Source organism: Candidatus Regiella endosymbiont of Tuberolachnus salignus, assembly GCF_964020115.1.
GTDB classification, from domain to species: domain Bacteria; phylum Pseudomonadota; class Gammaproteobacteria; order Enterobacterales; family Enterobacteriaceae; genus Regiella; species Regiella insecticola.
Genome location: NZ_OZ026542.1, coordinates 2,171,436 through 2,197,564, shown reverse-complemented (window position 1 = coordinate 2,197,564; position 26,129 = coordinate 2,171,436). Strand labels below are relative to the sequence as shown.

Genomic DNA, 26,129 nt, shown 5'->3' with positions numbered 1-26,129 from the left:
CTGGTTTGATTGCTCATATTCCATCCAGTAATTCTTCATTAGAAAGGGAGGCAATATGCAGGGACATGATTCATTTACCCTTTTGAATAGCATTATGAAAGGGACTTCTTCTAAATAAGGTTACTGTCCACCCCTTTGTGCCATTATGGCACTGTTAACAAAGTGTATTCATATAAATTATTGAAATAATTATAATTTAAATACATTTAAAGTAAACGGTTCCTCTTTAAAAAAACAGATGAATCGATTTTTTATGGCAGCGATCGGCGAATTCTTTCAATGATGAAGCCGATCACAAAAAGTATTATTTTTATCTCATCATTATTTTATGCGTCCTAAATATTTTTATAAATTCTTTTTTATTCAATAGTTTAACTTTGTTAACAGTGCCATAGCCAAATCAGTTTAATTTGATTTAAGTGTTGTCGTTGCTTGTCGTACTATTTGTACTGTCTGCGCTCCTCCGCCTTGAATCAAATTAAACTGATTCGGCTATATGGAAACCCTGAAAAACCGCTAAAAGTAGTCTATTCTGTTAGCAATAATTTTTTTAGGTTAATAGTGAAATGAAAACGAAATCGACGAGACGAGCCGGCTTTTAAGCGCAAATGAATAGGATAGTTCCCCGGGAAAAGATTCTGGCCAAACTCAGTCGTCATTACCCCAAGGCAAGTCCTAAAGGCGGCAGACCGGCGAAACCGTTAGAAGTGATGCTGCGGATTTATTTTTTACAGAATGGGTTTAATTATGCTGATTTATCGATGGAAGAAGCGTTATACGACATCCCCTTATTACGTCAATTTGCGGGGGTATGTGTCGATGCCATTCCCTCCGATCCCACTATCCTGCATTTTCGTCATTGGCTGGAAAAACATCATTTAAGCGAAGCGCTGTTTGAAGAAGTTAATACGCATTTAGCTTCGCTTCAGCTATTTATCAAACGGGGTAGCATTGTCGATGCTACGATTATTGATGCACCCAGTTCAACTCAAAACCGGCAAAATACTCGTGAGCCAGACATGAAAGCCACCCGTAAAGGCAATCAGTGCTACTTTGGCATGAAAGCGCATATTGGCGTGGATGCACAGACGGGGCTGGTGCATTCCCTGGTGGGAACCTCGGCGAATGTAGCCGATGTGACGCAAGTTCATCACCTTCTTCACGGCCAAGAAGAGGTTGTTCATGGTGATGCCGGTTAGCCAGGTCACTTGGCACATCCCCCGACGGAGGGTATTGGCCTTGCCCGGGCAGGAGCAGCAGGTATGGGAAAAACATCGGCATCAGCAAAGTCTCAACGCGAAAATCCGGGCTAAAGTAGAACACCCCTTCCGTGTATTAAAATGCCAGTTCAACTTTAGAAAAGTGCGTTACAAAGGCTTAGCTAAAAATACGGCGCAATTATTCAGCTTATTTGCTTTGACCAATCTCTTTCTCGCTAGAAAAATTTTGTTTTGTCGCCCCTAATTGACCCTTGATACTGAAAAATGTTTAGCTATTAACTCAAAATATAGCATTCATTATCGGTTCTTCAGAGGTTCCTTATGGAAGTTTTTTCAGTGTTTCCGTAGGTGTTGGATCCGCTTCAACTAAAACAACCAATTCATGTTTAAGCTAATTAAATTTCAATACTTACTTGCACTTATTAATGCTTAATAAAATATTATTATTTTTTATAAATTAAAACCAAACCATTTTTCATTATTTATTTTAAATACAATGGGTTAATTAATTTTTTAGCTGAAAATTTTCCGTATTCTTCTTTGTTTTGTCGACAAATGGTGTTTTATAATCATTTTTATCCCCGTAGAATAGCGCTAGCTAAATAAAAAGCGTCATCTTTCATTTAGCCAATGTAATTAAAATGGAGAAAAAATAATATTAATCTATTATTTTATAATAATTTCTTATAAAAAATAAAAAAGGAATTTTCAATGAAAAAATTTTTACAACTGATAGCAGTAGGTTGTCTTTTATCTGCATCAATCTTCGTCCAGGCCAGCGAGGGAACAACAAAAACGACTTTTTCTCTAGAACAATGTCCTGATTGTCAACCCGGCGGACAGTACAGAGATACTTGTGAAAGATGCGCTAAAGTGACAAAAAATAGCGACGCCTTTCCCTTATGCTGTGAAAATAAATCAGGTGCCAGAGATTGGTGCAATAATTTTCTCAATTATGTTCCAAAGTTCTAGTCATCGCGAACGCTTTGATTAAATATTGTTGTTAATAGACTTTTGCGATCCGTTATGGGTTTCAAGTGATCATTAACGATATAACCCTTTTAACTCAATATATTGCTGAACTGCAGGCGGTAACAGATTATCGCAGCGTTGTCCTTGATGATAACGGTGACGAATATCGGTAGCGGAAATATCTAATAATGGTGTATTGGCCAAATAAATATAACCTTTTGGCTGCTGACAGAGTTTTTTAACGTCTTTTATTTGATATTTTTTTAACCACTGTTGCAGTTCAGGAATCGGTGTTTCATTAACATGATGGGGGCGAGCACAAACTAACAAATGGCAAAAATCCAGTAGTGATAACCAACGCTGCCACGTAGGCAAAGACAGTAATGAATCCTGACCAATAATAAACGCTAATGGCACTTTATTCCCCTTTTCCAGGCGCACCCTCTCAAGCGTATCAACGGTGTAAGAAGGGCCATCATGCATAAGCTCTCGTCTATCCACACTAAATAATGGATTATCCGCCACGGCTAATTCAACCATTTTTAAACGTTGTTGGGGACTGGCTTCCGGTTGCCTACGATGGGGAGGAACATGGTTAGGCATTAGCATCACATGTTGTAACCCTATCTGACGCGCTAATGACTCTATTGGCCGTAAATGACCGTAATGAATGGGATCGAAGGTACCGCCTAGTAAAGCATGTAGCTTATTTATATCAATATGTTTGCTAGACATTTAAAAAACTCTCAGCTAACACTTCACCGCACAGCAGCATGGATAGTGTTTCTAATCCAGGCCATATTGAATAACTGTGATCATTTTTAAAATGGATTTCTATTTTTGTGAGCAAATGAATGGCTTGGTAAATTTGTTGTATCGAGAGGCGTTGCAGTGCCTGAGTTAAGACATTACGGCGATTTTGCCAAACGTGATACTGCTCGAACAGCACAGTTAAACCCGTTTGTTTCATCTGGCGTTTGAGTGTTGTCAATAATAATAATTCACGTTGTAATATTCGCAACAGAATAACAGGGGTGTCCTCTTCTTGTTGCAGTTTTTTCAATATATGCCAAGTTCGTTGACGTGATCCTGCCAATACCGCATCTAACCAATGATAAGGGGTGAAACACGCCAAATTATGCACAGCTTGTTCGACACGCGGCAAGGTGAGTTTACCATCAGGGTAGCATAACGACAGTGTTTGCAATGCTTGAGAAAGTGCTAACAAATTACCTTCATAACAATCACACAGTAACAAAATTGCCGCCTCATCCACCTCCAGTTTCATTTTTTTGGCGCGGGTGTGGATCCAACGCGGAAGCTGGGTGTGATCCGGCGTCTGACAGTTGACTAATACCGCATTTTGGCTTAATGCCTTATACCACTGACTATTTTCTTGAGTTTTGATCAATTTATTGATACCCAGTATCAATAAAATATCAGGATGTAGCAAAGTCACTAACTTAATGAGCTGTTGACTCATCAAGGCGCTTAATCCTGTTTCCGGAAAAGTAAGCGATAATATCTGACGGCTAGCAAAAAGACTTAAGGACTGACAAATACTAAAAATCGCCTCCCAATCAGTATGTGCATCTAATGTAATATTAAAATATTCACTGAAATTATGTTGCTGAGCAGCATGACGGAGACTTTCTTGGCTCTCCTGTCGCAATAAAGGATCGTTACCACAGAATAAATAGCAACCGTGCAACCCTACATTCAATTGCCCGGCAAGCTGCTGCGGATAGATGCGGATCATCGTTGATTAAGACGTTGCGTATACCCTTCGTCTTTGAAGCCGCCGCGTTGTTGGCTGCGGGGATTCGCCTCATCAGGTAGTCTATCTACGCTCATCGGTCGGTCGCCCTTGCCGCCTTGCCGTAACTCGAAATTCATTGGGTATATCATTGATAGCGAGTGGATCATTTTTTTGTTTCTCCTTACTGTCACTGTTTTCAACATCCACCGTCAATAGCTTTCTTATTAATTTTTCAGCGGCCTGATCGCGCATTTGTTGATGAATAATTTCACTTTCAGCCTCTTTGGCTAACGCGGTTAATGGATTATTAAAGAAAGAGCGAAAAACCGTGACATCGAGCGGATAAATGCCCCGTCCTGGCATCAAAATTTGTGTCTGCACTTTTAATGCTAACTGATTTTCCGCACTGGTTCCGTTTTTAAAAATGGATACTGTGCTTTGACTGTCAGATGAACCTATAATGCGTAACGTTGGCAGATCTTTACGTGTCGCGTCATCAACAATATTCACATTGTTAAGCCGCAATTGCTGACGGATAGATCTGGTTAATGAACCGTAAGGATCACTGCTCTCCAGTAGCATGTTTTGTAGTTTTGCGGGTACCTGCGTACTGCCCCGTAAATGAAAACCACAGCCAGCACTCAGCAGTACAGCAAGTCCCAGCAGCAGTATGCCAATCATATGTCGCACTATTCCTCCTCTTTTCTTTCAAAAGTTTCATTTTTGACCTGGCGGGTCTTAACAGTAACCAAATTCATCAGTTTACCAGGAACATAAAATACCTCAGGCTTGGTCAACCCGTCTAAGTATTTAGTCACTGAATATTCTCGACACGCATACTCATAAACTTGTTCTTTTTCGGCATTAACAGGCACAGTGATTTTGCCGCGTACTTTGCCGTTGACTTGTACAATCACTAAATTAACTTCTTCAATCATTGCCTGCTGATCGACAACCGGCCAAGGGGCGGTATCAATATCACCTTCACCCCGTAATTGTTGCCATAAGGTAAAACAAATATGAGGGCTGAATGGATATAACATTTTCACCACCGCCAACAATGATTCTTGCATCAATGCACGAGCGGATTCAGTATCCTGTGGTGTATTATTAAGCTGTTTCATTAATTCCATGATTGCCGCTATAGCGGTATTAAATGTCTGACGACGGCCAATATCGTCAGTAACTTTAGCGATAGTTTTATGGAGATCACGCCGCAAAGATTTCTGTTCGGGGTTTAAACAAGTCTTGTCCAATTCTTGCGTAGCACCTTTTCCAACATGATTAAAAACCAGGCGCCAAAGACGTTTCAAAAAGCGGTTCGCCCCTTCAACGCCGGATTCTTGCCATTCTAATGTCATTTCAGCGGGCGCAGCGAACATCATAAATAATCGCACCGTATCCGCCCCATATTTTTCGACCATTAATTGTGGATCGATGCCATTATTTTTCGATTTTGACATTTTACACATGCCAGTATACTCAAGCTGATGACCTTCATTATCGACTGCTTTAACGATACGCCCCTTATTATCGCGTTCAACAATGGCATCAATCGGAGAAACCCAAATCCGTTGACCATTATCACCAATATAATAAAACGCATCCGCCAACACCATGCCTTGACAAAGCAAACGTTTGGCAGGCTCATCAGAATTAACGAGCCCAGCATCGCGCATCAATTTATGGAAGAAACGAAAATACATCAAATGCATGATGGCATGTTCAATACCGCCGACATATTGATCTACCGGTAACCAATAATTAGCAGCAGCAGGATCTAACATACCGCGATCATAGTTTGGACAGGTATAGCGCGCATAATACCAAGATGATTCCATAAAAGTATCAAAGGTATCCGTCTCACGCAGACCCGGCAAACCATTAACGGTCGTTTTAGCCCACTGTGGATCGGATTTAATTGGGCTGTTAATGCCATCCATTATCACATCTTCTGGCAGAATAACGGGCAACTGATCGGCAGGAGCGGGAACTACACTACCGTCTTCCAGAGTGATCATCGGGATAGGTGCACCCCAATAACGTTGACGTGAAACCCCCCAATCACGCAAGCGATAGTTAACTTTTTTCTGACCCGCACCGACCGATACCAGCTTATCGACAATAGCATTAGCGCCATCTTGATGATTCAAACCATCGAATTGATTTGAATTAAATAATCTACCTTTTTCAGTCATCGCTTGTTGATTTAAGTCAGGCACTTGATCATCAGCGGTCAATATTACCGCTTTAATCGGCAAACCATATTTTACAGCAAATTCCCAATCGCGTTGGTCATGAGCAGGAACTGCCATCACAGCACCAGTGCCGTAATCCATCAGCACAAAATTGGCGATCCAAATCGCAATTTTTTCGCCACTGAGAGGATGAATAGCAAACAAACCTGTTGCCATGCCTTTTTTTTCCATTGTCGCTACGTCAGCTTCAGCAATTTTAGTATTACGGCATTGCTCGACGAATTCAGCCACGCCAGAGTCGACGGCAGCCACTTGTAAAGAAAGTGGATGACCTGCCGCTACCGCTAAGTAGGTGACCCCCATAAAGGTATCAGGGCGCGTACTGTAAACCGTCAACTTTTCTTTCATACCCACAACATCGAAACTGATTTCTACCCCTTCAGAGCGACCAATCCAGTTCCGCTGCATGGTTTTCACTTGTTCTGGCCAGCTTTCTAGCTTGTCTAGATCATCGAGTAATTGATCAGCGTAAGCAGTAATTTTAATGAACCATTGCGGGATCTCTTTACGTTCAACTTTACTATCACAACGCCAACAGCACCCATCGATCACTTGCTCATTAGCCAATACGGTACGATCATGAGGGCACCAGTTAACCGCTGATGTTTTTTTATAGGCCATACCTTTTTGATATAACTGGGTAAAAAACCACTGTTCCCAATGATAATAATCCGGTTTACAGGTTGCAATTTCACGATCCCAGTCGTAACTGAAACCCAATAATTGCAACTGTTTCTTCATATAATCGATATTTTCATAAGTCCAAGGGGCAGGAACGGTATGATTTTTCACTGCCGCGCTCTCTGCCGGGAGACCAAAGGCATCCCATCCCATAGGCTGTAAAACATTTTTACCTAACATACGTTGGTAACGAGAGATGACATCACCGATAGTATAATTACGAACGTGCCCCATATGCAGGCGACCAGAAGGGTAAGGTAACATCGAAAGGCAATAGTATTTTTCTTTACTGCTGTCCTCCACCACCTTAAACGTTTTTTTCTGCTGCCAATGAAGCTGTACCTGTGGTTCGATATCTTCCGGACAATATTGTTCTTGCATAGCGGTGGCTAATCCTATTGATAATAAAAATTTTTCCTATCCTCCTAGCATAACTGATAAGCAGTAGAGGCAACAACTGCCACAGAAATCTAAGAACAGGCTCTAAGGAGAAAATTGTGCTGGTAAGATGCTGTCAGTAGAAATCTACTTCCCCCGCTCATACATTTGATAATGAACTATAATAAGATTATTTATTGATCAGGTAACGCATTTGTTATTTTAATCTAGTGTAATAGTGAGGTCATTATGCAACTATTTAGAATAAATTTAACAAACCTTGTCGAAGAAATAAAAACAAATTATTCACAATATGATGAAATAAGGACTAACCTTAGACAGGTTGGAAATACCTTTCATAAAAGTTGTCCTGCAATTTCAGCAAGAAAAAAAGAATTGTTGTTTAATAATTTAAATAAAAAAATTAAAACCGTAAGAAAGATTATTGATCATAAATTGGCAACCACCGACAAGAAAATTATTCGATTAAAAAATAAAAATTCGATTACCATTGAAGCAGCAGAAAACTTTATTATTGAAGGTAGAGATTCTAAGATTGTCGATTTATTAATGGGAGAAAATTGCTTCTGGTATAAATTAGGCGAAAAAAAATCAAATCGAAAAGATTTATTTAAAGCAGTGGAATTATTTAAAAAACAAAAAAAATATAAAGCACTGCTGGAAGAAATTAATCATTGTATTAAATTATAATTGTATTTTCTGTAAAAAATTAAAATACTTATTTATTCTATATAAATTGTGCTTTTAGAAATATTTTTCATTGTTTGATCCGCTATAAAAGAAAATTCACAATAGACGCTATTAGACTTCTCGCAAAACCGCAGTGTACAATCAGGCAAACACAACGCAGAATTCATGCCATGCAGTCGGCTATGCAACATAGTCTATTTTATCTGGCGTAGACACCAATTATTAAACAACTTTCAAACAATTATGTACAGAGCGGAATACACTGGGCAAAATTAGTATTAGACTTCTTGCATAAATCTATTATGAACTATTCATAGCCTAGATCAGACGGAGAGCTAATAATGAACACATTAAAAGCCGGTGATAGTGTGCCGGAATTTGTTTTACTCGATCAGAATGGCCTGAAAACCAGCTTGGCGGACATTCCTACGGGAAAACGTGCCTTAATTTATTTTTATCCCAAAGCCATGACGCCAGGTTGTACCGTTCAGGCCTGTTGTTTGCGTGACAATATGGCTAAATTGGCAGCAGCTAACGTCGAAGTAATGGGGATAAGCACCGATAAACCCGAAAAACTCCTCCGTTTTTTCGAAAAAGAATTATTAAATTTTACCCTGCTATCTGATGAAACACATGAAGTCGCTGAAAAATTTGGCGTGTGGGGAGAAAAATTTTTTATGGGAAAAACGTACGAGGGGATCCATCGAATTAGCTTTTTAATTGATGAAGCAGGCAAAGTAGAAAAAGTGTTTGATGATTTTAAAACCAGCAACCACCATGATATCGTGCTGGATTATTTACAACAAAAAGAAAAATAATAGCTTTACACCTTAGTGGAATTATATACCCTTTGTCTTTGAGTTGCCGCTAGGCGGCCAGGGCGTGAGACCCGATGAGCGTAGATCTACTACATGATTCGGGCGAATGTCCGCAGCCAACAACGCAGCGGCTTCAAAGGCGAAGGGTATACGTTAACCAGAGCGGCGGTCGAAGGTGAGGCCGATGGGGGTGTTGTTAACGGTTTTTAATCTCCAGAGGATGAAAAGGATGGCGGTATCATAGACTGCTGCGGCGATCAATCTGGGATAGGGGTACCTATGTCTCCCATATAGATAGGCGAGATCTCCAGCAAGAGAGCCATCATCTTGTATATTATTTTGTGATGAAATTGGTTTTGAATATTCTTTACTCACCCTATATAGATAAGCGAGATGTCCAGCAGGGAGACCTTTTATATTATTTGGTGATGAGGTTAGTGTAGGTAGATCTGGCATTAAAGTTAGCATTTATACTTTTCTCTTTAATTGAGGCTATGGCAATAACATTTCGTGTGATTAAAATTAAAAACATATTATGGAAACACTGAAGAACCGATAGAAAGTAGTCTAGTCTATATTCAATAAATTTCGAGTTACGGCAAGATGGTAATCAAAATCGAGTCTGGGTCAGATCATATGACTGAGATGAGTACAAACAGCCAACGCGGCCGTAACTTGAAAGGCGAAGGGTATAAAAGATTTCGAACAGGCTCTAAGACATACCCTCGTCCTGGTGATTATCCTGTATTGAGCAAAGAAAAAACCTTCATAGATTGACGATGTCATAAATAGTATTACATCAAAAGGAGAGTTTTTTTATATGGTTTTTTTCAAGCTTAGCAAAACAGTGATCACCCTATTAAGCATCTTACATTGCTGGCCAACCACCACCACCGCAGCAGTATCAGATCCGCTACCTGATATCGGCACTACGGCGGGCGGTGTACTTAGCATCAATCAAGAATTGGCGCTGGGTGATTTTTATCAGCGCCAAATGCGTGCTCGGGCACCCATAATTAATGATCCACTGTTAAGTCAATATATTGATCAATTAGGTAATAAATTAGTCCTCAATGCGCATTCGGTTCTGACACCTTTTCATTTTTATTTAATTAATAACGATCGGATCAACGCTTTTGCTTTTTTTGGTGGCAACGTGGTATTACATTCGTCCCTATTGTGGCATACCGAAAATGAAAGTGAATTAGCTTCGGTCATTGCCCACGAAATTGCACATGTCACCCAACGTCATTTAGCACGTGCCATGGAAGAAACAAAAAGCACAGCTCCACTAACCTGGGTTGGCATGCTAGGTTCTGTTTTGTTAACCATGGCTAATCCACAAGCAGGAATGGCAGCACTAAATTCAACTATCGCCGGTAACCAACAAGGCATTATTAGTTTTACTCAGTTAAATGAGCAGGAAGCCGACCGTCTTGGGATTCAAATTTTGCAACGTTCGGGGTTTGATCCACAAGCAATGGCGAATTTTTTACGCAAGCTAGCTGATCAAGCCCGTTATGCTGACGCCCCTCTTGAGATATTACAAACTCACCCCTTACCAGAGAGTCGTGTATCGGATGTACGAAATCGCGCAGATCAGATGCCAGCAGGCTCCGTGAATTCTTCACAAGAATATTGGTTTGCAAAAGTACGTATTCTTGCCATGTATTCACAAAAAAATAACTTGCGGGATGATTTATTTACTCGCCTTAATAAAAGCACTGGTGAGCAACAATTAGCCGCTAAATATGGTCAAGCCATTATGTTTTTTCAAACTAAAAATTATGGCAATTCTCGTCATATATTGGAGCCTTTATTAGCACAGCAATCGGATAACATCTGGTTTCTTGATTTAATTACCGATATCGATCTGGCAGAAAACAAAAATGCACAAGCTATCGCCCGTTTACAACAGGCAATGAGCCGAAAACAAATTCACACTCAAAACACAGATGATAAAAATAATGAGAAGGTATTGCAGTTAAATCTCGCTAACGCCTACATTAAAGGAGGCCAACTGGTTGCAGCCGGTAAGTTATTATATTCCTATACCTTCGCTTATCCCGATGATCTGAATGGCTGGGATTTACTGACCGAAGCGATGGCGAAACAAGGGAAGCGCGATGAAGAATTGGCAGCGAGGGCTGAGAGTTTAGCGCTCCGTGGTAATCTCCCTCAAGCCATCGAAGTATTAAGTAATGCCAGCACACAGGCAAAGCTCGGTAGCCTGAACCAGGCGCGCTATGATACAAGAATTGATCAATTACGGGCATTAAATCGGCGCTTTCGCCAATATACCTCTTTCTAAACCTACTGCGTGACGCGAATCCTGCGTTGCCCCGTGCGCGCAATCTCTAAAGGCGGCAGACCGGCGAAACCGTTAGAAGTGATGCTGCGGATTTATTTTTTACAGAATGGGTTTAATTATGCTGATTTATCGATGGAAGAAGCGTTATACGACATCCCCTTATTACGTCAATTTGCGGGGGTATGTGTCGATGCCATTCCCTCCGATCCCACTATCCTGCATTTTCGTCATTGGCTGGAAAAACATCATTTAAGCGAAGCGCTGTTTGAAGAAGTTAATACGCATTTAGCTTCGCTTCAGCTATTTATCAAACGGGGTAGCATTGTCGATGCTACGATTATTGATGCACCCAGTTCAACTCAAAACCGGCAAAATACTCGTGAGCCAGACATGAAAGCCACCCGTAAAGGCAATCAGTGCTACTTTGGCATGAAAGCGCATATTGGCGTGGATGCACAGACGGGGCTGGTGCATTCCCTGGTGGGAACCTCGGCGAATGTAGCCGATGTGACGCAAGTTCATCACCTTCTTCACGGCCAAGAAGAGGTTGTTCATGGTGATGCCGGTTAGCCAGGTCACTTGGCACATCCCCCGACGGAGGGTATTGGCCTTGCCCGGGCAGGAGCAGCAGGTATGGGAAAAACATCGGCATCAGCAAAGTCTCAACGCGAAAATCCGGGCTAAAGTAGAACACCCCTTCCGTGTATTAAAATGCCAGTTCAACTTTAGAAAAGTGCGTTACAAAGGCTTAGCTAAAAATACGGCGCAATTATTCAGCTTATTTGCTTTGACCAATCTCTTTCTCGCTAGAAAAATTTTGTTTTGTCGCCCCTAATTGACCCTTGATACTGAAAAATGTTTAGCTATTAACTCAAAATATAGCATTCATTATCGGTTCTTCAGGGTTTCCATAGGTCGCGCCTGTGGTCACTTTGTCCATGCTCTGTCTCGTCTATTAAATGGAAAAGGGGAGATGAAAAATAGCGCCATCCCCCGTTTACCCTCTCGTGGATAAAAGAATTTGAGCACTGATGGGCAGGGGGGAGGTGCTAAAAGGTAAAAAGGCCGCGCGATGCGTGGCCATTGAAATAAAAAGCGGTCAATAACGTTAAATAATAAACAGGTAATAAAAATTGAAAGGGAAAATTGCTTTTTTGGTGACTATGCTAAATAAGAGATCAAAAACCAGTACCGATTAAATGAGGCTAACAGGAAAACAGGAGGACGAGGAGCGATGCAGCATTATCATCTTGTTATATTTTCAATGAGTTGCACAAATAAAACTATCGCCACACTAGAACATGACAGAAAGAGGTGAACGGCATGAAAAAAAGAAAAACTATTTTGAAGGCGTTACCCATTTTGCTGATGCCAACGTTTGCCTCGGCTATTCAAGAGACGCCACGAACTTGTGACCTTCCTTGGGATGGATTAATGCCCATAGAAATAAACTGTAAACAGGAGGCCACTGCAAATGCTGCTAAGCAGTCCACATTAGACACGCCTCAAGGGGTAAGTATCGCATTTGTTCGCGCGATAGCTTTACTTTTATGAATAGCATAAGACCCCATTAATTGATCATGAGATAACGCTAAGTATGTCTTTAGTGTCCCACACCATAAAACGCTTTAGTGTGATTATGTAAAGAAAAAGAGATTTAAGATCAATTAATGGCTGAAACTATATAATTCGCGGTCTTTGAAATAAAGGGCAAACTTTTACCTAAAAAGTTATCACCAAACAATAAATGGGTAATAAAGATTGAGCAGGAAAATTACTTTTCTGGTGACTATGCTAATAACAGATTAAAAATCAGTACCAATTTGAGGCTAACAGGAAATAATCCGATGAAAAAAATAACAACATTCTTGAAACTGTTACCTGTTTTATTATTATTTTCATTAGCAGTCCCTGCATGGGCGTCTTCTGTTTGTAACACCACTACGTGGGAGGTGACTTTTTTTGGTTCCATCCCTGTGTGTGAAGCAGGGCGGGATCCCACTTTAATTTGAACTCTATGTAGGCAGAATGATCATAAGAGTATTTATCCTAATGAATACCTAACGATGAGCCTATTTAAGCAATTAGCCCTGATCCCCAACCCGTGTAAAGATATCAATATTAAGCACCAATTGATCGATGTGATTTTCTTAGTTTTTGCCGCGGTGTTAAGTGGAGCCTCGGGATGGAAATCAATCCAGGATTTTGGCGAAGCTCAGCTCTTTAGGGGTAAAACTGTTCACCCTATTAATCCTTATATAGCAAGGCTTTTAGCATAGTGTGAACAGGGGTGAACACTTTTTCCTATTATTTTTAGTACCCCCCTATCACCACCGGATTAGTGGTTTAAATCAGCGGTGCCTGTCGCTCGTGGTAGCCATTCATCCGCACTGTCTACATTCAAATTCAGGTTGCTACGGATCCCCTGCCTGCTTTTCTTACGTAGATACTGTAAGCCAAATTCCGCTAAGGAGCCCGGCATATCACTGCCAAAACGTGTTACTGATACCGGTTTAGTCAGATTGTTACCTCTCATGTACGCAAGATAAGCGTGATACAGATATTTACGCGGATTAAACGGGATAATCTCCGCATTGCCTACCAACATCCCATCCGCTTCAACCGAGGCTAACAGATAGCCACAAAAATCTACCAGCGAATCAGTACTCCGTTTGACATTAAGCGCTTCGGCTGATTTTTGCTGCTCCAGCAATAAGCATTTGGCTTTGGCAGGCTCAACAAAACGGGTCAGCAGGTGGCGGATAATCACCGGTAATTCTCGGGCGATTTTATCACGCAATAAGGTATCACGTTCATTTTCAGGGATGATTTCTGAGAAGTTAAAAATGACGCGCCGACGAGACACACCGCCACTCCGATCACTGAAACTCATGGCGTTATTATTCACCGCCACTATCACCGCAGGGATACGTGTCGAATAAGGTTGTTTATGTTTGGGATCGACAGAAACTTCATCACCACCGGTAATCGCCTTGATCCCTGAGCCTTCTCCCACATAGCGAATTTGGTCGGGCATGATGATCAGTGAGTAGCCGATGATTAACGCACGTTCGCGTGGGTTCTCCAGTGCTGTCATACTGGCTGATACCCTGTTATTTTTTCCTGCCAGCAGGGTACAAATTTCCGCCAGAAGGCTTTTACCGCTGCCGCCTGCGCCTGTGACCTCAAGAAATAATTGCCAGTCATAGCGGTTAGCCAGCACCATAAACAGCGCGGCGAGTACTCTGTCTGTTTTGCGATCATGGTTTGCTGTTGCTCTGCGTATCCACTGCCAAAAATGAGGCGCGTTATCGACCAGTGTTTCACCCGGTTCCGGCGAAGTGAAGTCGATTTCATTGACGATCAATAACCCATCTTCCTTATTATGTGGTCTGAACTGCTTTTTTTGCAGATCAAAGACGCCATTACAGAAGCCGATTAAGTGACGAGCCGGGCTTTTCATTAACGGCAGTTGAAGTTTTAGTGCATCAACGGCAGAACGGATGCCGATTGACGTATAAGGCACATCTGATCCGATAAAGATAGCCACCATTTCCCGCATTAAATCGCGATCACTGATGGCACGCCAGGCGATATGGAAACCCTGAAGAACCGATAATGAATGCTATATTTTGAGCTAGTAGCGTTAATTCTTAAGGTCATGTAATAAAAAAGGAAATTAATGCACTCTTTTTTTACGGTATAAGAGACGGCGGATACACTTTTTTTCAGTATCAATGGAAAATCAGGGGTTACAGAGCAGGATTTTTCTAGCGAGAAAGAGATTGGTCAAAGCAAATAAGCTGAATAACTGCGCGGTATTTTTAGCTAAGCCTTTGTAACGCACTTTTCTAAAGTTGAACTGGCATTTTAATACACGGAAGGGGTGTTCTACTTTAGCCCGGATTTTCGCGTTGAGACTTTGCTGATGCCGATGTTTTTCCCATACCTGCTGCTCCTGCCCGGGCAAGGGCAATACCCTCCGTCGGGGGATGTGCCAGGTGACCGCACGATGTTAATGTTCACTGCGTCGCATCACGCCTTTATAACCGGCATCACCATGAACAACCTCTTCTTGGCCGTGAAGAAGGTGATGAACTTGCGTCACATCGGCTACATTCGCCGAGGTTCCCACCAGGGAATGCACCAGCCCCGTCTGTGCATCCACGCCAATATGCGCTTTCATGCCAAAGTAGCACTGATTGCCTTTACGGGTGGCTTTCATGTCTGGCTCACGAGTATTTTGCCGGTTTTGAGTTGAACTGGGTGCATCAATAATCGTAGCATCGACAATGCTACCCCGTTTGATAAATAGCTGAAGCGAAGCTAAATGCGTATTAATTTCTTCAAACAGCGCTTCGCTTAAATGATGTTTTTCCAGCCAATGACGAAAATGCAGGATAGTGGGATCGGAGGGAATAGCATCGACACATACCCCCGCAAATTGACGTAATAAGGGGATGTCGTATAACGCTTCTTCCATCGATAAATCAGCATAATTAAACCCATTCTGTAAAAAATAAATCCGCAGCATCACTTCTAACGGTTTCGCCGGTCTGCCGCCTTTAGATACCGTCTTGCCTACGTCTTTGCAAGCGCTATTTTTTCATCAAAAGGGACGCCTGATTTCAGCACGCCATACGCCAGTTGAAGTAATTTGCGCATTGCAGCACAGACGCCTATTTTTCCTCCTTTATTGCGTTTTACCAACCGTTCCCATTGAGACTTTATTATTGGGTTATAAGTGATTGAGGTAAGGGCTGGCATGTATAGTGCTTTTCTGAGTTCTGTACACCCGATTTTTGAGAGACGGCTTCGTCCTTTAAATACGCCTGATTCGCACAGTTTCGGATTAAGCCCTGCGTAGGCTACCACTTGCTTGCTGCTAGTGAATTTTGATACATCACCGACAAACGCCAATAAAGTGGCACTCAATATTTCGCCTATACCGGGAATACTTTCCAAGAGCTGCTTATTTTTTTTCAGCTCGGGGGAGTCATTGATATGCTGTTTAATTTTTTGTTTTATCTCGCGTATTTGCTTTTCTAATGCACAGATACTTTCTGTCAAAAAAGGCTGGACGATTTCATCTGCGCCCTCTTTTCGGTTATATTCCATCTGTTTCATTTCGACTAAATGATTAAGACGACGTATCAGTGCAGTAAGCTGACGTTCATTTAACGGGGCGGGAAACCAGCGTGCGGGTGAATAAAGCGCGCAATAACGGGCAATCATCTTCGCATCCCCTTGGTCCGTTTTATTACGACTCAGCTCACTTTGAGCAAAGGCATGAATGCGGGCGGGGTTTTCCACACTGACCTCAACCCCGTTATCCACCAAAAAAGTGGCCAGTGGCAGACTGTAATGGCTGGTTGCTTCCAGACAAATGTGGCAGTCACCGTAAGGAAGTAGCCACTTCAGCAAGTCGCTAAAACCGGAGGGGGTATTATCAAACACTTTTGTTTTGTATTTTTTTCTTTCAATCCAGACAGCCACATCGAACTTTAATTTTGCTATATCAATACCGACGGGGGTTTTGTCCATCAGAGACACTCCAGACATGACAGTAAAAATCAGAGAATTCGCCAAGATCATCCTTATAAATAGGTGCTCGAAGCACAAGATACCGTTCGGTCTTGAAGGCGATGATGAATATGTCACCGGGGTTTTATCTATTCAACAAGCTTTAAGCTTAAGGACTTACCCAAACTCACCGGTGACATCGCGATGATCAGTCGGGGAGCATCAACCTTTGAAAGCTAATGATCAAGATATAAGGACTTGCCTTGGGGTAATGACGACTGAGTTTGGCCAGAATCTTCTCCCAGGGAACTATCCTATTCATTTGCGCTTAAAAGTCGCCTCGTCTCGTCGATTTCGTTTTCATTTCACTATTTTATTGCTAACAGAATAGGCTACTTTTAGCGGTTTTTCAGGGTTTCCATATGTGAAGATGAGTGGTTTTTAAAGAATAACGAAGGTTGGTCCCCCGAGCAGCGCTTTGCGGCGGTCATTGAAAGCGCAGTGATGTCTGAAATTGAGCTGGCGGAATACTGTAGGCATAAAGGATTGTTTGTTGAACAGGTTAAGGAATGGCGAACGGTTTCGCTCCAGGCACATGAGATGAAAACCTCAAATAATCATAAAGTTGATAAAATCGTCAAAGAATACAGACAAAAGAACCGTGAACTTGAAAAAGAACTCGCTAGAAAAGAAAAGGCACTTGCGGAAACCGCAGCCCTACTGGTATTAAGGGAAAAGTTCAATGCCTTCTGGGACAACAGCGAGGACGTCTGATACCTCTCCCGGAGCGGCTTAATATAGTTGATATGCTCAGGAATGCGATGAAACAGGGAGCTCGTAAGGCGCAGGCCTGCCCAGTATCCCAAAGCTAACGCCAAAACGTTTAGCCCGTTCGTATTGGTAATCATCAGGATAAGTAGCGACATCTTCTGCTAGCGCTTCCATATCTATTTTGGTAGCCGGTTTATTGTGCGTCGTGCAAAGCGTTATGCGGCGATTCCAGCGCATAGGACTGGCCATCCCTACGCCAAAACGAGACGCTGTTTTCGCATACGTCAGCTTTTCTTTTTCTTTAATGGCCAAGACATGTTGGCGAAATTTTAATGGATAAGTCATCAGATTAGTATACATCATAAAATAAAGTGTTAGCTCTACCGTGCCAATGCGGATCAAATTTGCCAGGCGGCGTTGATAGTCTGCGTGATTGAAGGTTTTCATGCCCTCAGTGTGTCGCCTATCGGGCGCGGGAGCATGTGACTGGTGTTGTGTGGGGAGTGGGACAAAGCGAAAAAGATTAGTGTGCAGCAAGTAAAAGAAGAAAAAATAAGCTAGATTTTGATATGTGGCCACAATGTGGCTATAATGTGATTTTAACTCATTGGAGAAATAGCATGGTTGATACTATTGTAAAAGCACGAGTGACACCAGAATCTAAGGCAGCAGCTATCGTGAATGCTAAGGCGCTGGGATTAAATTTATCTACTGTGATCCGTATGGTAGTCAATCGGTTAGCAGTAAACGCAGATTTACCCGCTGATTTTTTCCAGCCTAATCGGACAACATTGCAGGCAATCTCTGATTTAGAAAAGGGTGTTGGTATTAATCGAGTCAATACGGTTGATGATCTAAAACGTGATTTAGGATGGTAGACAATGTTAACCATTGTTTACCAAAATCAATTTAAAAAAGATGCAAAACGTTATGTAAATAACAAAAAATCAAAAAAAGTAATTTTGGATACCATAGCCTTATTGCAAACGGGCAACGCCCTGCCGAGCAAATACAGAGAGCATCAACTAATTGGTAAATACATAGGGTATCTGGAATGTCATGGTTCTCCAGATATCTTATTGATCTACCGACGGACGCATACTGAATTAAAGTTATACAGGGTTGGTAGTCATGCTGAATTATTTTAAATAAATGACTGTTACACAGCGCGGGAGCATGTGACTGGCGTTGTGTGGGGAGTGGGACAGAGAAAGGAACTACATGTTGAACTGTGAACATCAATGACAAAAAAGATCATTTGATGTCTGATTATTCTGGCCTAATAAATTTGGACACTAAAGAAGGGAAAAATTTTAGTGAATAGAGAGTGAATAGATTAAGGTATAAAGAAGATGTCTACCCAGAAATGTACGCCAGAATTTAAACATGAAGTGGCTAACTTAGTGATTGAGCAAAATTACACAATTTCCCAAGCGAGTACGGCCATGGTTGTTAGCAAAAGTGTGTTACGACAGTGGGTGAAACAATTACTCAGTGAAAAGAAAGGAAATACCCGTTTGACAAGCAAAGCGATAACAGCAGAGCAGCGACGTATTCAATAACTTGAAGCCAGATTGCGCCAGGTTGAACGAGAAAAAGAAATACTAAAAAAGGCTTCTGCTCTCTTAATGTTGAACTCCTACAATCGGTTAGTCTGATTGATAAATTAAGTGAGCATTATACCCGAATGGAGTTGTGTCATGTCTTCGGCGTCAACCGAAGCAGCTACTACTATCAACGTAAACGTCAGCGAGAAGGTGACGCCGAACGCGAACGCCTGAAAATACGATTAACTGAACTTCATCAGGCTAGCCGAGAGTCTGCAGGAGCCCGTATGTTATCAGTAGTGGGGTGGTCTTTTTCGACATCACCCGACAGTGAACTCACCCGACGGGCTCTCATGTTAGCTTATCAATCAAGAGGAAGACCTAAAGATGTCCTGTTTCACTCAGACCAAGGCTGTCATTACAGTAGCCTATCGTATAGACAACAGCTCTGGAAATATCAGATAAAACAGAGTATGAGCCGCCGGGGTAATTGTTGGGATAATGCCCCAATGGAGCGCTTCTTTGGCAGTTTAAAGTCAGAATGGATACCAAAACAGGGCTATAGTACCGTTCAACAAGCACAAGCTGATGTACTTCCCTACCTCACTCATTATTACAATCAAGTCAGGCTACATAGTGTTAATGATTACCAAACGCCAATGATTAAAGAATACCAGGCGGCATAAAACACCTGAATTTGTGTCCAAAATTATTTGACCAGAGCAATTCCAAGAACGGCAGACAAATTAGGCAATGGTTTGAATCCCCTTATTTTTAACTACTGTGAGTAATTTAAGTGCTGAACCACAGGGTTTTCTCGTTCCACGTTCCCAATCGGATATGAGATTTTTGCTCACATTCAAATAGCGGGCAAAAACCGGTTGTGATAACTGTTCGCGTTCACGAAGAGAACGTATGTCTTCAGGTGATAATGGTTGCACAGGGGTAAGACAAGCGTCATCAAAGGCTCGCATAGTTTGCTTGTCGATTGCATTGACTTCTCGTAACGACCCCATCATTTCATGAATAGCCGCAAATGCATCACTGCGATATTTTTTCATCATTTTGATTGACCTCATAAAACTGCTTCTTGCTGATTAATTCAGCGAGTTGCTGATCAGATAATGCCAGTACGTGGATGGCGGTTGTTTTAAATAAAGCTTTTTCATCATCATCAATATTGGCTCTATCGTTTTTACAAAAGCCATAGACAAAGAAAGCCCGTTTTGTTGTGCGATATAGGATGATGGTGCGATATCCAGCAGATCGCCCTTGTCCTACGCGAGCGATACGCTGCTTAAGCACTCCCTTACCTAGATTGGCATCAATCTGGCCTTTTTCTGCTCGTTGCACCGCCTCAAGGAGCATTTGGGCGGTGATCTTTTGTTTTCTAGCAAACCGCTCAAACCATAAATTTTTGAATACCCTCACAATATGTATCCTGTGGTTTATAGATTATAAATATCATACAGAGTATGATATTTTTTTGCTAATAAATAAACAAAAACCGGTTGCTCAGATCTAAGTCGGTTGACATCCATCGTTCTTAGCCGATTGGAAAGAGAATAATCCAATATTTTTATCCGGTACACATCATGACAATCAACACCTTCACTTGGCGTACGCAAGGTACCCCGGAGGCAGGGCGGGATCCCACGTTAATTTGAACTCTATGTAGGCAGAATGATCATAAGAGTATTTGTCCTAATGAATATCTAACCATGAGCATTTTAAAGCAATTAGCCCTGATTCCTGACCCGCGTAAAGATATCAATATTAAGCACCAATTGATCGATGTGATTTTCTTAGTTTTTGCCGCGGTGTTAAGTGGAGCCTCGGGATGGAAATCAATCCAGGATTTTGGCGAAGCTCAGCTCGATTGGCTAAAAAAGTATGGCACTTATCAAAACGGCATCCCACGCCGCCATTGCATTGCTAACATTATCAATGCATTAGATACGGATTTACTGGTTCAAACCTTGCTTTCATGGATTAATGAACGACGTGAGCGAACGGGTAGGACGCTGATAGCACTCGACGGTAAAACCTTACGCAGAAGCTGGTCTGAAGAGATTTGTACCACCTTACATACCGTCAGTGCCTATGAGGTGGACGCCGGTATTACGCTCTATCAAAAAGCGGCAAACAGTAAGGGCAAAGAAGGCGAACTCGCTCGTCAAATCATCGATGCATTAGCGTTGGATAATGCGATTGTGACGCTCGATTCATTGCATTGCCAAACCTCAACGTTATCACTTATCACGCAACGCAACGCAACGCAACGCAACGGTGATTTTGTCGTGCAGCTTAAAGCCAACCAAAAGACACTGTTTGAACAGGTAAAACAGCAATTTGCTACCCCCTATTATACGGATAAAGTGCATGAATACACACAGACTAATCAGGGACATGGGCGAGTAGAGAAACGCACCGTCATGCAAATCAATGCGGAATTACCGGAGGAATTAAAAGCCAAATGGCCTTCCATTCGCACCTTCATTGAGGTAGCCAGTGAGCGAACAAAGAATGAGGTAACCCACTGTCGTTCGCGTTGGTATGTCAGCTCACTCCCTTTAAATGCAGAACAAGCGGCATTGGCGATTCGGCAACATTGGGGGATAGAAAATCAACTTCACTGGGTTCTGGATGTGGTGTTTAGAGAAGATGAACTCTCGATAAAGGCGCTTGAGGGCGCCGCACATATGGCTCTTTTCAATCGTGTTGCCTTGAGCCTGATTAAACAACATAAAGGCAAACAAGACAGCATTGCCAGTAAACGTAGAAAAGCCGCCTGGTCAGCCGATTTTCGCAGTCAACTTATTTTTGGATAAAATATCAGCAAAGTGGAATCCCGCCCTGCCCCGGAGGGCAGTTTTTTACATCGCGTCAGGGTGGCGAAATTTGGCGACGGCTATCAACAGGTGGCTGGCGATGGCATCAACCCGGAACGCCAATCCTGGCCGCTGACCTTTCAAGGCACAGAACCCGATATGCTGCCGTTACTAACTTTTATTCGTCAGCATACGATAAAAGCGTGCTTATGGACGCCGCCCTATGGGATACAGGGTCTGTATCGTGTCACCGCAGATTCTATCAAACTAACTCCCTTGGGCGGCAACATCCTGTCCATCAGCTTTACCTTTGAACAAGCCTTTCAGCCTTAATCACGAGTTACACCATGACCATTAATACCGACCTGCAACGCCTGTCGCCGGGCAATCGTATTCGTTTGTTCGAAGTCGACGGCACCGCCTTTCATGCCGAGATATTACGCTTTCATGCTGATACTTTAGCCTACACGCCAGAAGAATTAGCCGCGGCCGGGGGCGATGAAACGCAATTACCCGCAAAATCCATCTGGTGGCAAGGTAAGGACTATGCCCCTTGGCCAGTACAAATCGAGGGACTGGAAACTGCTAGCGACGGGCAACAAGCCCAGCCTAAATTAACGGTGGCCAATTTAAACGGGGTCATCACTGTACTTTGTCTGAAATTTGATGACCTGCTCCAAGCTAAAGTCATTATTCACGATACCTTCAAACACTATCTAGATGCGCGTAATTTCCCGCACGGCAATATTGAGGCCGATCCACAACAAGAAAAAGTCCAGGTTTATCACATCGACAGCAAATCGATGGAAACTAACGAAATCGTCGAATTCACCCTCTCCAGTCCCGCGGATTTGCAAGGGGTGTTAATTCCGACACGGCAGATTCATTCACTGTGCAGCTGGGCAATGCGCGGAGGCTACCGCAGCGGTAATGGCTGTGATTATGCGGTTAGCTTGTATTTTGATGAGCAGGGTAACTCAACAGATGACCCGACCCAGGACAAATGCACTGGCCGGTTAGTGGAATGTAAAAAACGTTTCGGCAAACATAATCCGCTGCCTTTTGGCGGCTTCCCTGGCTCCGCGCTGGTCAAGAGGTAATGATGCGTAAAAAAACGCGACAAGCGATACTGGCGCATGCGGCTGCCGTTTATCCCTTTGAGTGTTGTGGGATCATCGCCCAGCAATCACGGCAAGAACGTTATTTCCCCTGCCGCCATCGTGCACAGTCATCCCGAGTGCGACAAGAAGTCGCATCCATCTTGCGGGTGAAAGTCCCGTCGTAGAAGGTGAAACCAGCACTACTACGTAGCGAGTCTTGCGTTTCCGGCGGCAACAAAGGAGACGAAGCGTAGATAGCGAAACACTCGAGCCGAAATCGAAAGGTGAACGCTGTAGCCCTGAAAAAATGATGGTCGCAAAGAGCCGACACGTTTCGGGACGTGGCAGGCAACAGGACATGGTGAGGAAAACCTGGTCACGAGCCATGACCAAATGCCGGGGTTGTAGGCGTCGGCGAGTTTGTAGAGATGGATGTCGAAACTTGTGAGATCCATTAATTCCTTCAAGGATCGAAGTATTCGATGCGCAAGTGCAAAACACAAGGCATTAAAAATGGGTTAATGGAAGTCGGAGTCAGCCATAGTAGTGATGAAGCAGAGTAATGCCTGTGGAGCGAAGGGCTGGCAGATAGATCGAGCGTGAAAAGAGAAACAATGACTGTACACAGCAACGACAGACCATCATGGTTAACAAAACTTGAGCGCATAGGCGAATTATCAGCGCGTAACAAGGAAATGGTGTTTAACAACATTGGCCACTTGTTGAATGCTGATATGTTAAAGGAGCAATACCAGCAGCTGGATGGAAAGAAGGCTATTGGCATCGATAAAGTGACGAAAGAAACGTATGGCAAAGCCCTTGATGAGAACATTAATAACCTCATCAAGCGGATCCGCCGTGGGACATACAAACCCAAGCCCTCTCGGATAACTGAGATACCTAAAGAAGATGGAAGCCCACGGCCATTGGCTATATCGTGTGTAGAAGACAAACTGGTTCAATCAGCAGTCAGCACACTATTAACCAAGATTTACGAGCCGTTATTCCTTCCTTGTTCCTATGGTTTTAGGCCGGGAAAAAGCTGCCACGATGCCTTAAAAGCACTAATGACATCAGTGTTCCCCAATATGAATGGTGCAATAGTAGAGATCGACATACGTAAATATTTTAATTCAATACCACACTCTGTGATATTGGAACTATTGCATTGTCAACGCTACTTTAGATTGACCACTTTTTGCTACTTTAAAATGTCCAGTTTTTGCTAATTTTCCTGTTGGGTTTCTATTCCAGGCGCCTGGATAATATCAGTCGTTTTTATAGGCAACATGCCTGCTTTGCGTTTATTTTTGAGTCGATAGCTTTCTCCTTTAATATTCAATGTGGTTGAATGATGTAAAAGCCTGTCTAAAATCGCAGTTGCTAAAATGTGATCACCGAATACGTCCCCCCAATCAGTAAAACTTTTATTTGATGTGAGAATGATGCTCGCCTTTTCATAACGACGGCTCAATAACCTGAAAAATAGGCTAGCTTCTTCGCGATTCATCGGTAAATACCCGATTTCATCCAGTATTAATACCCTGGCATAGCACAGTTGCTGAAGTTGGCGTTCCAGACGGTTTTCTTGCTTTGCCTTCATTAAGGTACAGCAGAGTCTATCCAGAGGCATAAACAATACCCGATGCCCAGCTGTAGCTGCCTTGACAGCCAGCGCTATCGCCAAATGCGTTTTCCCTACCCCAGGTGGGCCTAACAAAATGACGTTTTCATGATGTTCGACAAACCTCAGCCCCGCCAGCTCGCGGATAATTTTCCTGTCTATACTTGGTTGGAAAGTAAAGTCAAATTGCTCCAAGGTTTTTATCCACGGCAAACGTGCTTGTTTTAACCGCGATTCCAAGCCTTTTTGGTGACGCCCGTTCCATTCCTGGGCTAATGCCTGCTGGAGAAATTCACGGTAGTTCAGTGCTTTCTTGGTGGCTTCTTCACATAAACTCTCCAACGCATCGCCCAGGTAATCCATTTTTAACCGTATCAACAAGTTTTCCATTTCCATCAGAGTAGCTCCTCATACACACTGAGCGAACGAGACGCTACTCGATTGACCTGTTGCCAAAGGGCTTGATGATGTTCTGGCACCTTTTGCCAGCCCTGCGTTACCTCCTGCAAGAGATGCGTCGCGAGCAGTTGCTCATCGCCGTAAATACGTAGCGTATTATCTAAACCGATACGAATATTAACCGCACGACCACACCAGAATGAAGGCACGCTATAGCGATTACCTCTGACATCGATATAGCTGTCCCATGCCACTTGTCGTAGGTCGAAGTAGCTGGTATCGAAATCAGTCGCAGGGAGTGGCATCAAGGCTATTTTTTCCTCAGCAAAACGATTTTCCGGTGTCTGCTTGAATTGACGAAGATGACGCTGGTCTGCCACTTTCGCCAGCCACATCGCTAGCAGTTGATTAACATGAGCGAAACTCTCAAACTGACGGTAGCGAGTGAAAAAATTGTGTTTAACATAGCCCACCATCCGTTCGGTTTTGCCTTTCGTTTGCGGTCGATAAGGCTTACAGGCGCGAGGGCTAAACCCATAGTGATTAGCCAGTTGCAGGAAGCCCGCATTGAACTCGATGTGGCCATTTTGTCCATGTTTGATAACAGCGGCTTTTTGGTTATCTACCAAGACATTTTTTACGCTGCCACCGAAGTAATTGAAGCTGCGAACCAGCGATTCATACGTGTGCTCAGCATCTTGCTTAGGGGCAGCAAAGACATGAAAGCGACGCGAAAAACCGAGCGTATTAACGGCAAAATTAACCGTACAGGCAGAGCCTGCCACCTCAACGATGATTTCTCCCCAATCGTGTTGAAGTTGATAACCGGGGAGGGTTTCAAAGCGTACCGTGTTTTTCGAGGCCCTGAGCGGACGTTTGGGATGTATATAACGTCGGAGCATCGCACTCCCACCCCGGTAGCCTTTTTCACGGATTTCCTCAAAAATAACCGCCGCATTCCAAACCTGTTCACTCAACCTTGAATCGATGTAGTCTTTAAAGGGCTCGAGTTTAGCAACCTGTTTTTTACCGCGTTTTGCTGTTGGCGGCGCAGGATAGCTAATGTGCCGTCTCACCGTTTTTTCTGAACACCCTATCTGATGGGCAATATCAACAATAAATGCCCCCTGTTGATGGCGTTGTTTTATCATGTAGTGGTCCTCTCTTCTTAGCATGCTTATTTCCCTCATGGCTTTGTCACCACAAAGGAAACTGCATTCTGGCTT

The 26,129-nt window shown here is 42.9% G+C and carries 23 protein-coding genes and 9 pseudogenes; 18 read left to right on the top strand and 14 right to left on the bottom strand.

Annotated elements, in window-relative coordinates; genetic code table 11:
- The first annotated feature begins 566 nt into the window (after positions 1 to 566).
- Positions 567 to 1,464: pseudogene (locus tag AACL30_RS10915) on the top strand (IS5 family transposase).
- A 467-nt stretch (positions 1,465 to 1,931) separates the two neighbouring features.
- Complete coding sequence (locus AACL30_RS10910; RefSeq protein ID WP_339056670.1) at positions 1,932 to 2,192, top strand: hypothetical protein; 261 nt, start codon at positions 1,932 to 1,934, stop codon at positions 2,190 to 2,192.
- Positions 2,193 to 2,264: 72 nt separating this feature from the next.
- On the opposite strand, the gene nadD is transcribed toward AACL30_RS10910, so the two are convergent.
- Genes nadD through leuS form a run of 5 tightly spaced genes read right to left on the bottom strand, consistent with a single transcriptional unit; the run spans position 2,265 to position 7,271 of the window.
- Positions 2,265 to 2,927 carry a nicotinate-nucleotide adenylyltransferase gene (gene nadD / locus AACL30_RS10905; RefSeq protein ID WP_339056669.1) on the bottom strand — a complete coding sequence of 221 codons (663 nt, stop codon included), beginning with the start codon at positions 2,925 to 2,927 and terminating at the stop codon, positions 2,265 to 2,267.
- On the bottom strand, positions 2,920 to 3,951 hold the full coding sequence (gene holA, locus AACL30_RS10900) for a DNA polymerase III subunit delta (RefSeq protein ID WP_339056668.1): 1,032 nt from the start codon (positions 3,949 to 3,951) through the stop codon (positions 2,920 to 2,922). The genes nadD and holA overlap by 8 nt, the downstream gene beginning before the upstream one ends.
- A complete protein-coding gene (locus AACL30_RS10895) occupies positions 3,948 to 4,088 on the bottom strand; it encodes a hypothetical protein (RefSeq protein WP_339056667.1) in 141 nt (46 codons plus the stop codon). Before AACL30_RS10895 ends, holA begins: the two co-directional genes overlap by 4 nt.
- Positions 4,033 to 4,641: an LPS assembly lipoprotein LptE gene (gene lptE / locus AACL30_RS10890; RefSeq protein WP_339056666.1), complete on the bottom strand. Its 609-nt coding sequence runs from the start codon at positions 4,639 to 4,641 to the stop codon at positions 4,033 to 4,035. Before lptE ends, AACL30_RS10895 begins: the two co-directional genes overlap by 56 nt.
- On the bottom strand, positions 4,641 to 7,271 hold the full coding sequence (gene leuS, locus AACL30_RS10885; RefSeq protein ID WP_339056665.1) for a leucine--tRNA ligase: 2,631 nt from the start codon (positions 7,269 to 7,271) through the stop codon (positions 4,641 to 4,643). Before leuS ends, lptE begins: the two co-directional genes overlap by 1 nt.
- Positions 7,272 to 7,517: 246 nt before the next feature.
- Here leuS and AACL30_RS10880 point away from each other — a divergent pair, with 246 nt between their 5' ends.
- From AACL30_RS10880 to AACL30_RS10850, 7 genes and pseudogenes are all read left to right on the top strand, one after another.
- Positions 7,518 to 7,979, top strand: coding sequence for a hypothetical protein (locus AACL30_RS10880; protein WP_339056664.1), 462 nt, complete (start codon positions 7,518 to 7,520; stop codon positions 7,977 to 7,979).
- 341 nt (positions 7,980 to 8,320) lie between these two features.
- Entirely contained in the window at positions 8,321 to 8,797 is a 477-nt protein-coding gene (gene bcp / locus AACL30_RS10875) for a thioredoxin-dependent thiol peroxidase (protein ID WP_339056663.1), read from the top strand.
- 820 nt (positions 8,798 to 9,617) lie between these two features.
- The gene (locus AACL30_RS10870) at positions 9,618 to 11,108 is read left to right on the top strand and encodes a M48 family metallopeptidase (RefSeq protein ID WP_339056662.1); all 1,491 of its coding nucleotides are present in this window, start codon (positions 9,618 to 9,620) and stop codon (positions 11,106 to 11,108) included.
- A gap of 9 nt (positions 11,109 to 11,117) precedes the next feature.
- Positions 11,118 to 11,672: pseudogene (locus AACL30_RS10865) on the top strand (IS5 family transposase); the annotation flags it as partial.
- Complete coding sequence (locus AACL30_RS10860) at positions 11,662 to 11,943, top strand: transposase (protein WP_339056660.1); 282 nt, start codon at positions 11,662 to 11,664, stop codon at positions 11,941 to 11,943. The pseudogene AACL30_RS10865 and the gene AACL30_RS10860, both read left to right, overlap by 11 nt.
- A 488-nt stretch (positions 11,944 to 12,431) precedes the next feature.
- Positions 12,432 to 12,662, top strand: coding sequence for a hypothetical protein (locus tag AACL30_RS10855; RefSeq protein WP_339056659.1), 231 nt, complete (start codon positions 12,432 to 12,434; stop codon positions 12,660 to 12,662).
- A gap of 512 nt (positions 12,663 to 13,174) precedes the next feature.
- Positions 13,175 to 13,330, top strand: a pseudogene (locus AACL30_RS10850) (transposase family protein); the annotation flags it as partial.
- Positions 13,331 to 13,446: 116 nt separating this feature from the next.
- Here AACL30_RS10850 and AACL30_RS10845 read toward each other — a convergent pair.
- The 4 genes and pseudogenes from AACL30_RS10845 to AACL30_RS10830 form a co-directional block, all read right to left on the bottom strand.
- Positions 13,447 to 14,703 (bottom strand): annotated as a pseudogene (locus AACL30_RS10845) (DNA primase family protein); the annotation flags it as partial.
- A gap of 150 nt (positions 14,704 to 14,853) precedes the next feature.
- Positions 14,854 to 15,021: pseudogene (locus AACL30_RS10840) on the bottom strand (transposase); the annotation flags it as partial.
- Positions 15,022 to 15,126: 105 nt separating this feature from the next.
- Positions 15,127 to 15,666: pseudogene (locus AACL30_RS10835) on the bottom strand (IS5 family transposase); the annotation flags it as partial.
- A 23-nt stretch (positions 15,667 to 15,689) separates the two neighbouring features.
- On the bottom strand, positions 15,690 to 16,652 hold the full coding sequence (locus AACL30_RS10830; RefSeq protein WP_339056657.1) for an IS110 family transposase: 963 nt from the start codon (positions 16,650 to 16,652) through the stop codon (positions 15,690 to 15,692).
- A gap of 636 nt (positions 16,653 to 17,288) precedes the next feature.
- Here AACL30_RS10830 and AACL30_RS16500 point away from each other — a divergent pair.
- A pseudogene (locus AACL30_RS16500) lies at positions 17,289 to 17,485 on the top strand (IS3 family transposase); the annotation flags it as partial.
- Here AACL30_RS16500 and AACL30_RS10820 read toward each other — a convergent pair.
- A complete protein-coding gene (locus AACL30_RS10820) occupies positions 17,442 to 17,849 on the bottom strand; it encodes an IS630 transposase-related protein (RefSeq protein WP_339056655.1) in 408 nt (135 codons plus the stop codon). The pseudogene AACL30_RS16500 and the gene AACL30_RS10820 overlap by 44 nt on opposite strands.
- Before the next feature lie 173 nt (positions 17,850 to 18,022).
- Between AACL30_RS10820 and AACL30_RS10815 the strand changes: the two genes are divergently transcribed.
- The 3 genes and pseudogenes from AACL30_RS10815 to AACL30_RS10805 all read left to right on the top strand — a co-directional run bounded on the left by AACL30_RS10815 (position 18,023) and on the right by AACL30_RS10805 (position 19,635).
- Entirely contained in the window at positions 18,023 to 18,280 is a 258-nt protein-coding gene (locus AACL30_RS10815) for a type II toxin-antitoxin system RelB/DinJ family antitoxin (protein ID WP_339056654.1), read from the top strand.
- Between the two features lie 3 nt (positions 18,281 to 18,283).
- Positions 18,284 to 18,550, top strand: coding sequence for a type II toxin-antitoxin system YafQ family toxin (locus AACL30_RS10810; RefSeq protein ID WP_339056653.1), 267 nt, complete (start codon positions 18,284 to 18,286; stop codon positions 18,548 to 18,550).
- A 204-nt stretch (positions 18,551 to 18,754) separates the two neighbouring features.
- A pseudogene (locus AACL30_RS10805) lies at positions 18,755 to 19,635 on the top strand (IS3 family transposase).
- A gap of 60 nt (positions 19,636 to 19,695) precedes the next feature.
- Here the strand turns inward: AACL30_RS10805 and AACL30_RS10800 are convergent.
- Positions 19,696 to 20,013 carry a helix-turn-helix domain-containing protein gene (locus AACL30_RS10800; protein ID WP_176488419.1) on the bottom strand — a complete coding sequence of 106 codons (318 nt, stop codon included), beginning with the start codon at positions 20,011 to 20,013 and terminating at the stop codon, positions 19,696 to 19,698.
- Entirely contained in the window at positions 19,991 to 20,380 is a 390-nt protein-coding gene (locus tag AACL30_RS10795; RefSeq protein WP_339056652.1) for a type II toxin-antitoxin system RelE/ParE family toxin, read from the bottom strand. The genes AACL30_RS10800 and AACL30_RS10795 overlap by 23 nt, the downstream gene beginning before the upstream one ends.
- 290 nt (positions 20,381 to 20,670) lie before the next feature.
- Between AACL30_RS10795 and AACL30_RS10790 the strand changes: the two genes are divergently transcribed.
- The 5 genes and pseudogenes from AACL30_RS10790 to AACL30_RS10770 all read left to right on the top strand — a co-directional run.
- Positions 20,671 to 21,780, top strand: a complete 1,110-nt coding sequence (locus AACL30_RS10790; RefSeq protein WP_339056651.1) for an ISAs1 family transposase — start codon at positions 20,671 to 20,673, stop codon at positions 21,778 to 21,780.
- A 3-nt stretch (positions 21,781 to 21,783) separates the two neighbouring features.
- A complete protein-coding gene (locus tag AACL30_RS10785; protein WP_339058463.1) occupies positions 21,784 to 22,113 on the top strand; it encodes a phage tail protein in 330 nt (109 codons plus the stop codon).
- Positions 22,114 to 22,127: 14 nt separating this feature from the next.
- Entirely contained in the window at positions 22,128 to 22,880 is a 753-nt protein-coding gene (locus AACL30_RS10780; RefSeq protein WP_339056650.1) for a phage minor tail protein L, read from the top strand.
- Positions 22,880 to 23,065 carry a Mov34/MPN/PAD-1 family protein gene (locus AACL30_RS10775; protein WP_422389546.1) on the top strand — a complete coding sequence of 62 codons (186 nt, stop codon included), beginning with the start codon at positions 22,880 to 22,882 and terminating at the stop codon, positions 23,063 to 23,065. Before AACL30_RS10780 ends, AACL30_RS10775 begins: the two co-directional genes overlap by 1 nt.
- Positions 23,066 to 23,494: 429 nt before the next feature.
- Positions 23,495 to 24,046, top strand: a pseudogene (locus AACL30_RS10770) (reverse transcriptase domain-containing protein); the annotation flags it as partial.
- A gap of 59 nt (positions 24,047 to 24,105) precedes the next feature.
- Here the strand turns inward: AACL30_RS10770 and istB are convergent.
- Together istB and istA are read right to left on the bottom strand one after the other, a co-directional pair.
- A complete protein-coding gene (gene istB, locus AACL30_RS10765) occupies positions 24,106 to 24,903 on the bottom strand; it encodes an IS21-like element helper ATPase IstB (protein ID WP_339058365.1) in 798 nt (265 codons plus the stop codon).
- A complete protein-coding gene (gene istA / locus AACL30_RS10760; protein WP_339056344.1) occupies positions 24,900 to 26,078 on the bottom strand; it encodes an IS21 family transposase in 1,179 nt (392 codons plus the stop codon). Before istA ends, istB begins: the two co-directional genes overlap by 4 nt.
- Positions 26,079 to 26,129: the final 51 nt, after the last annotated feature.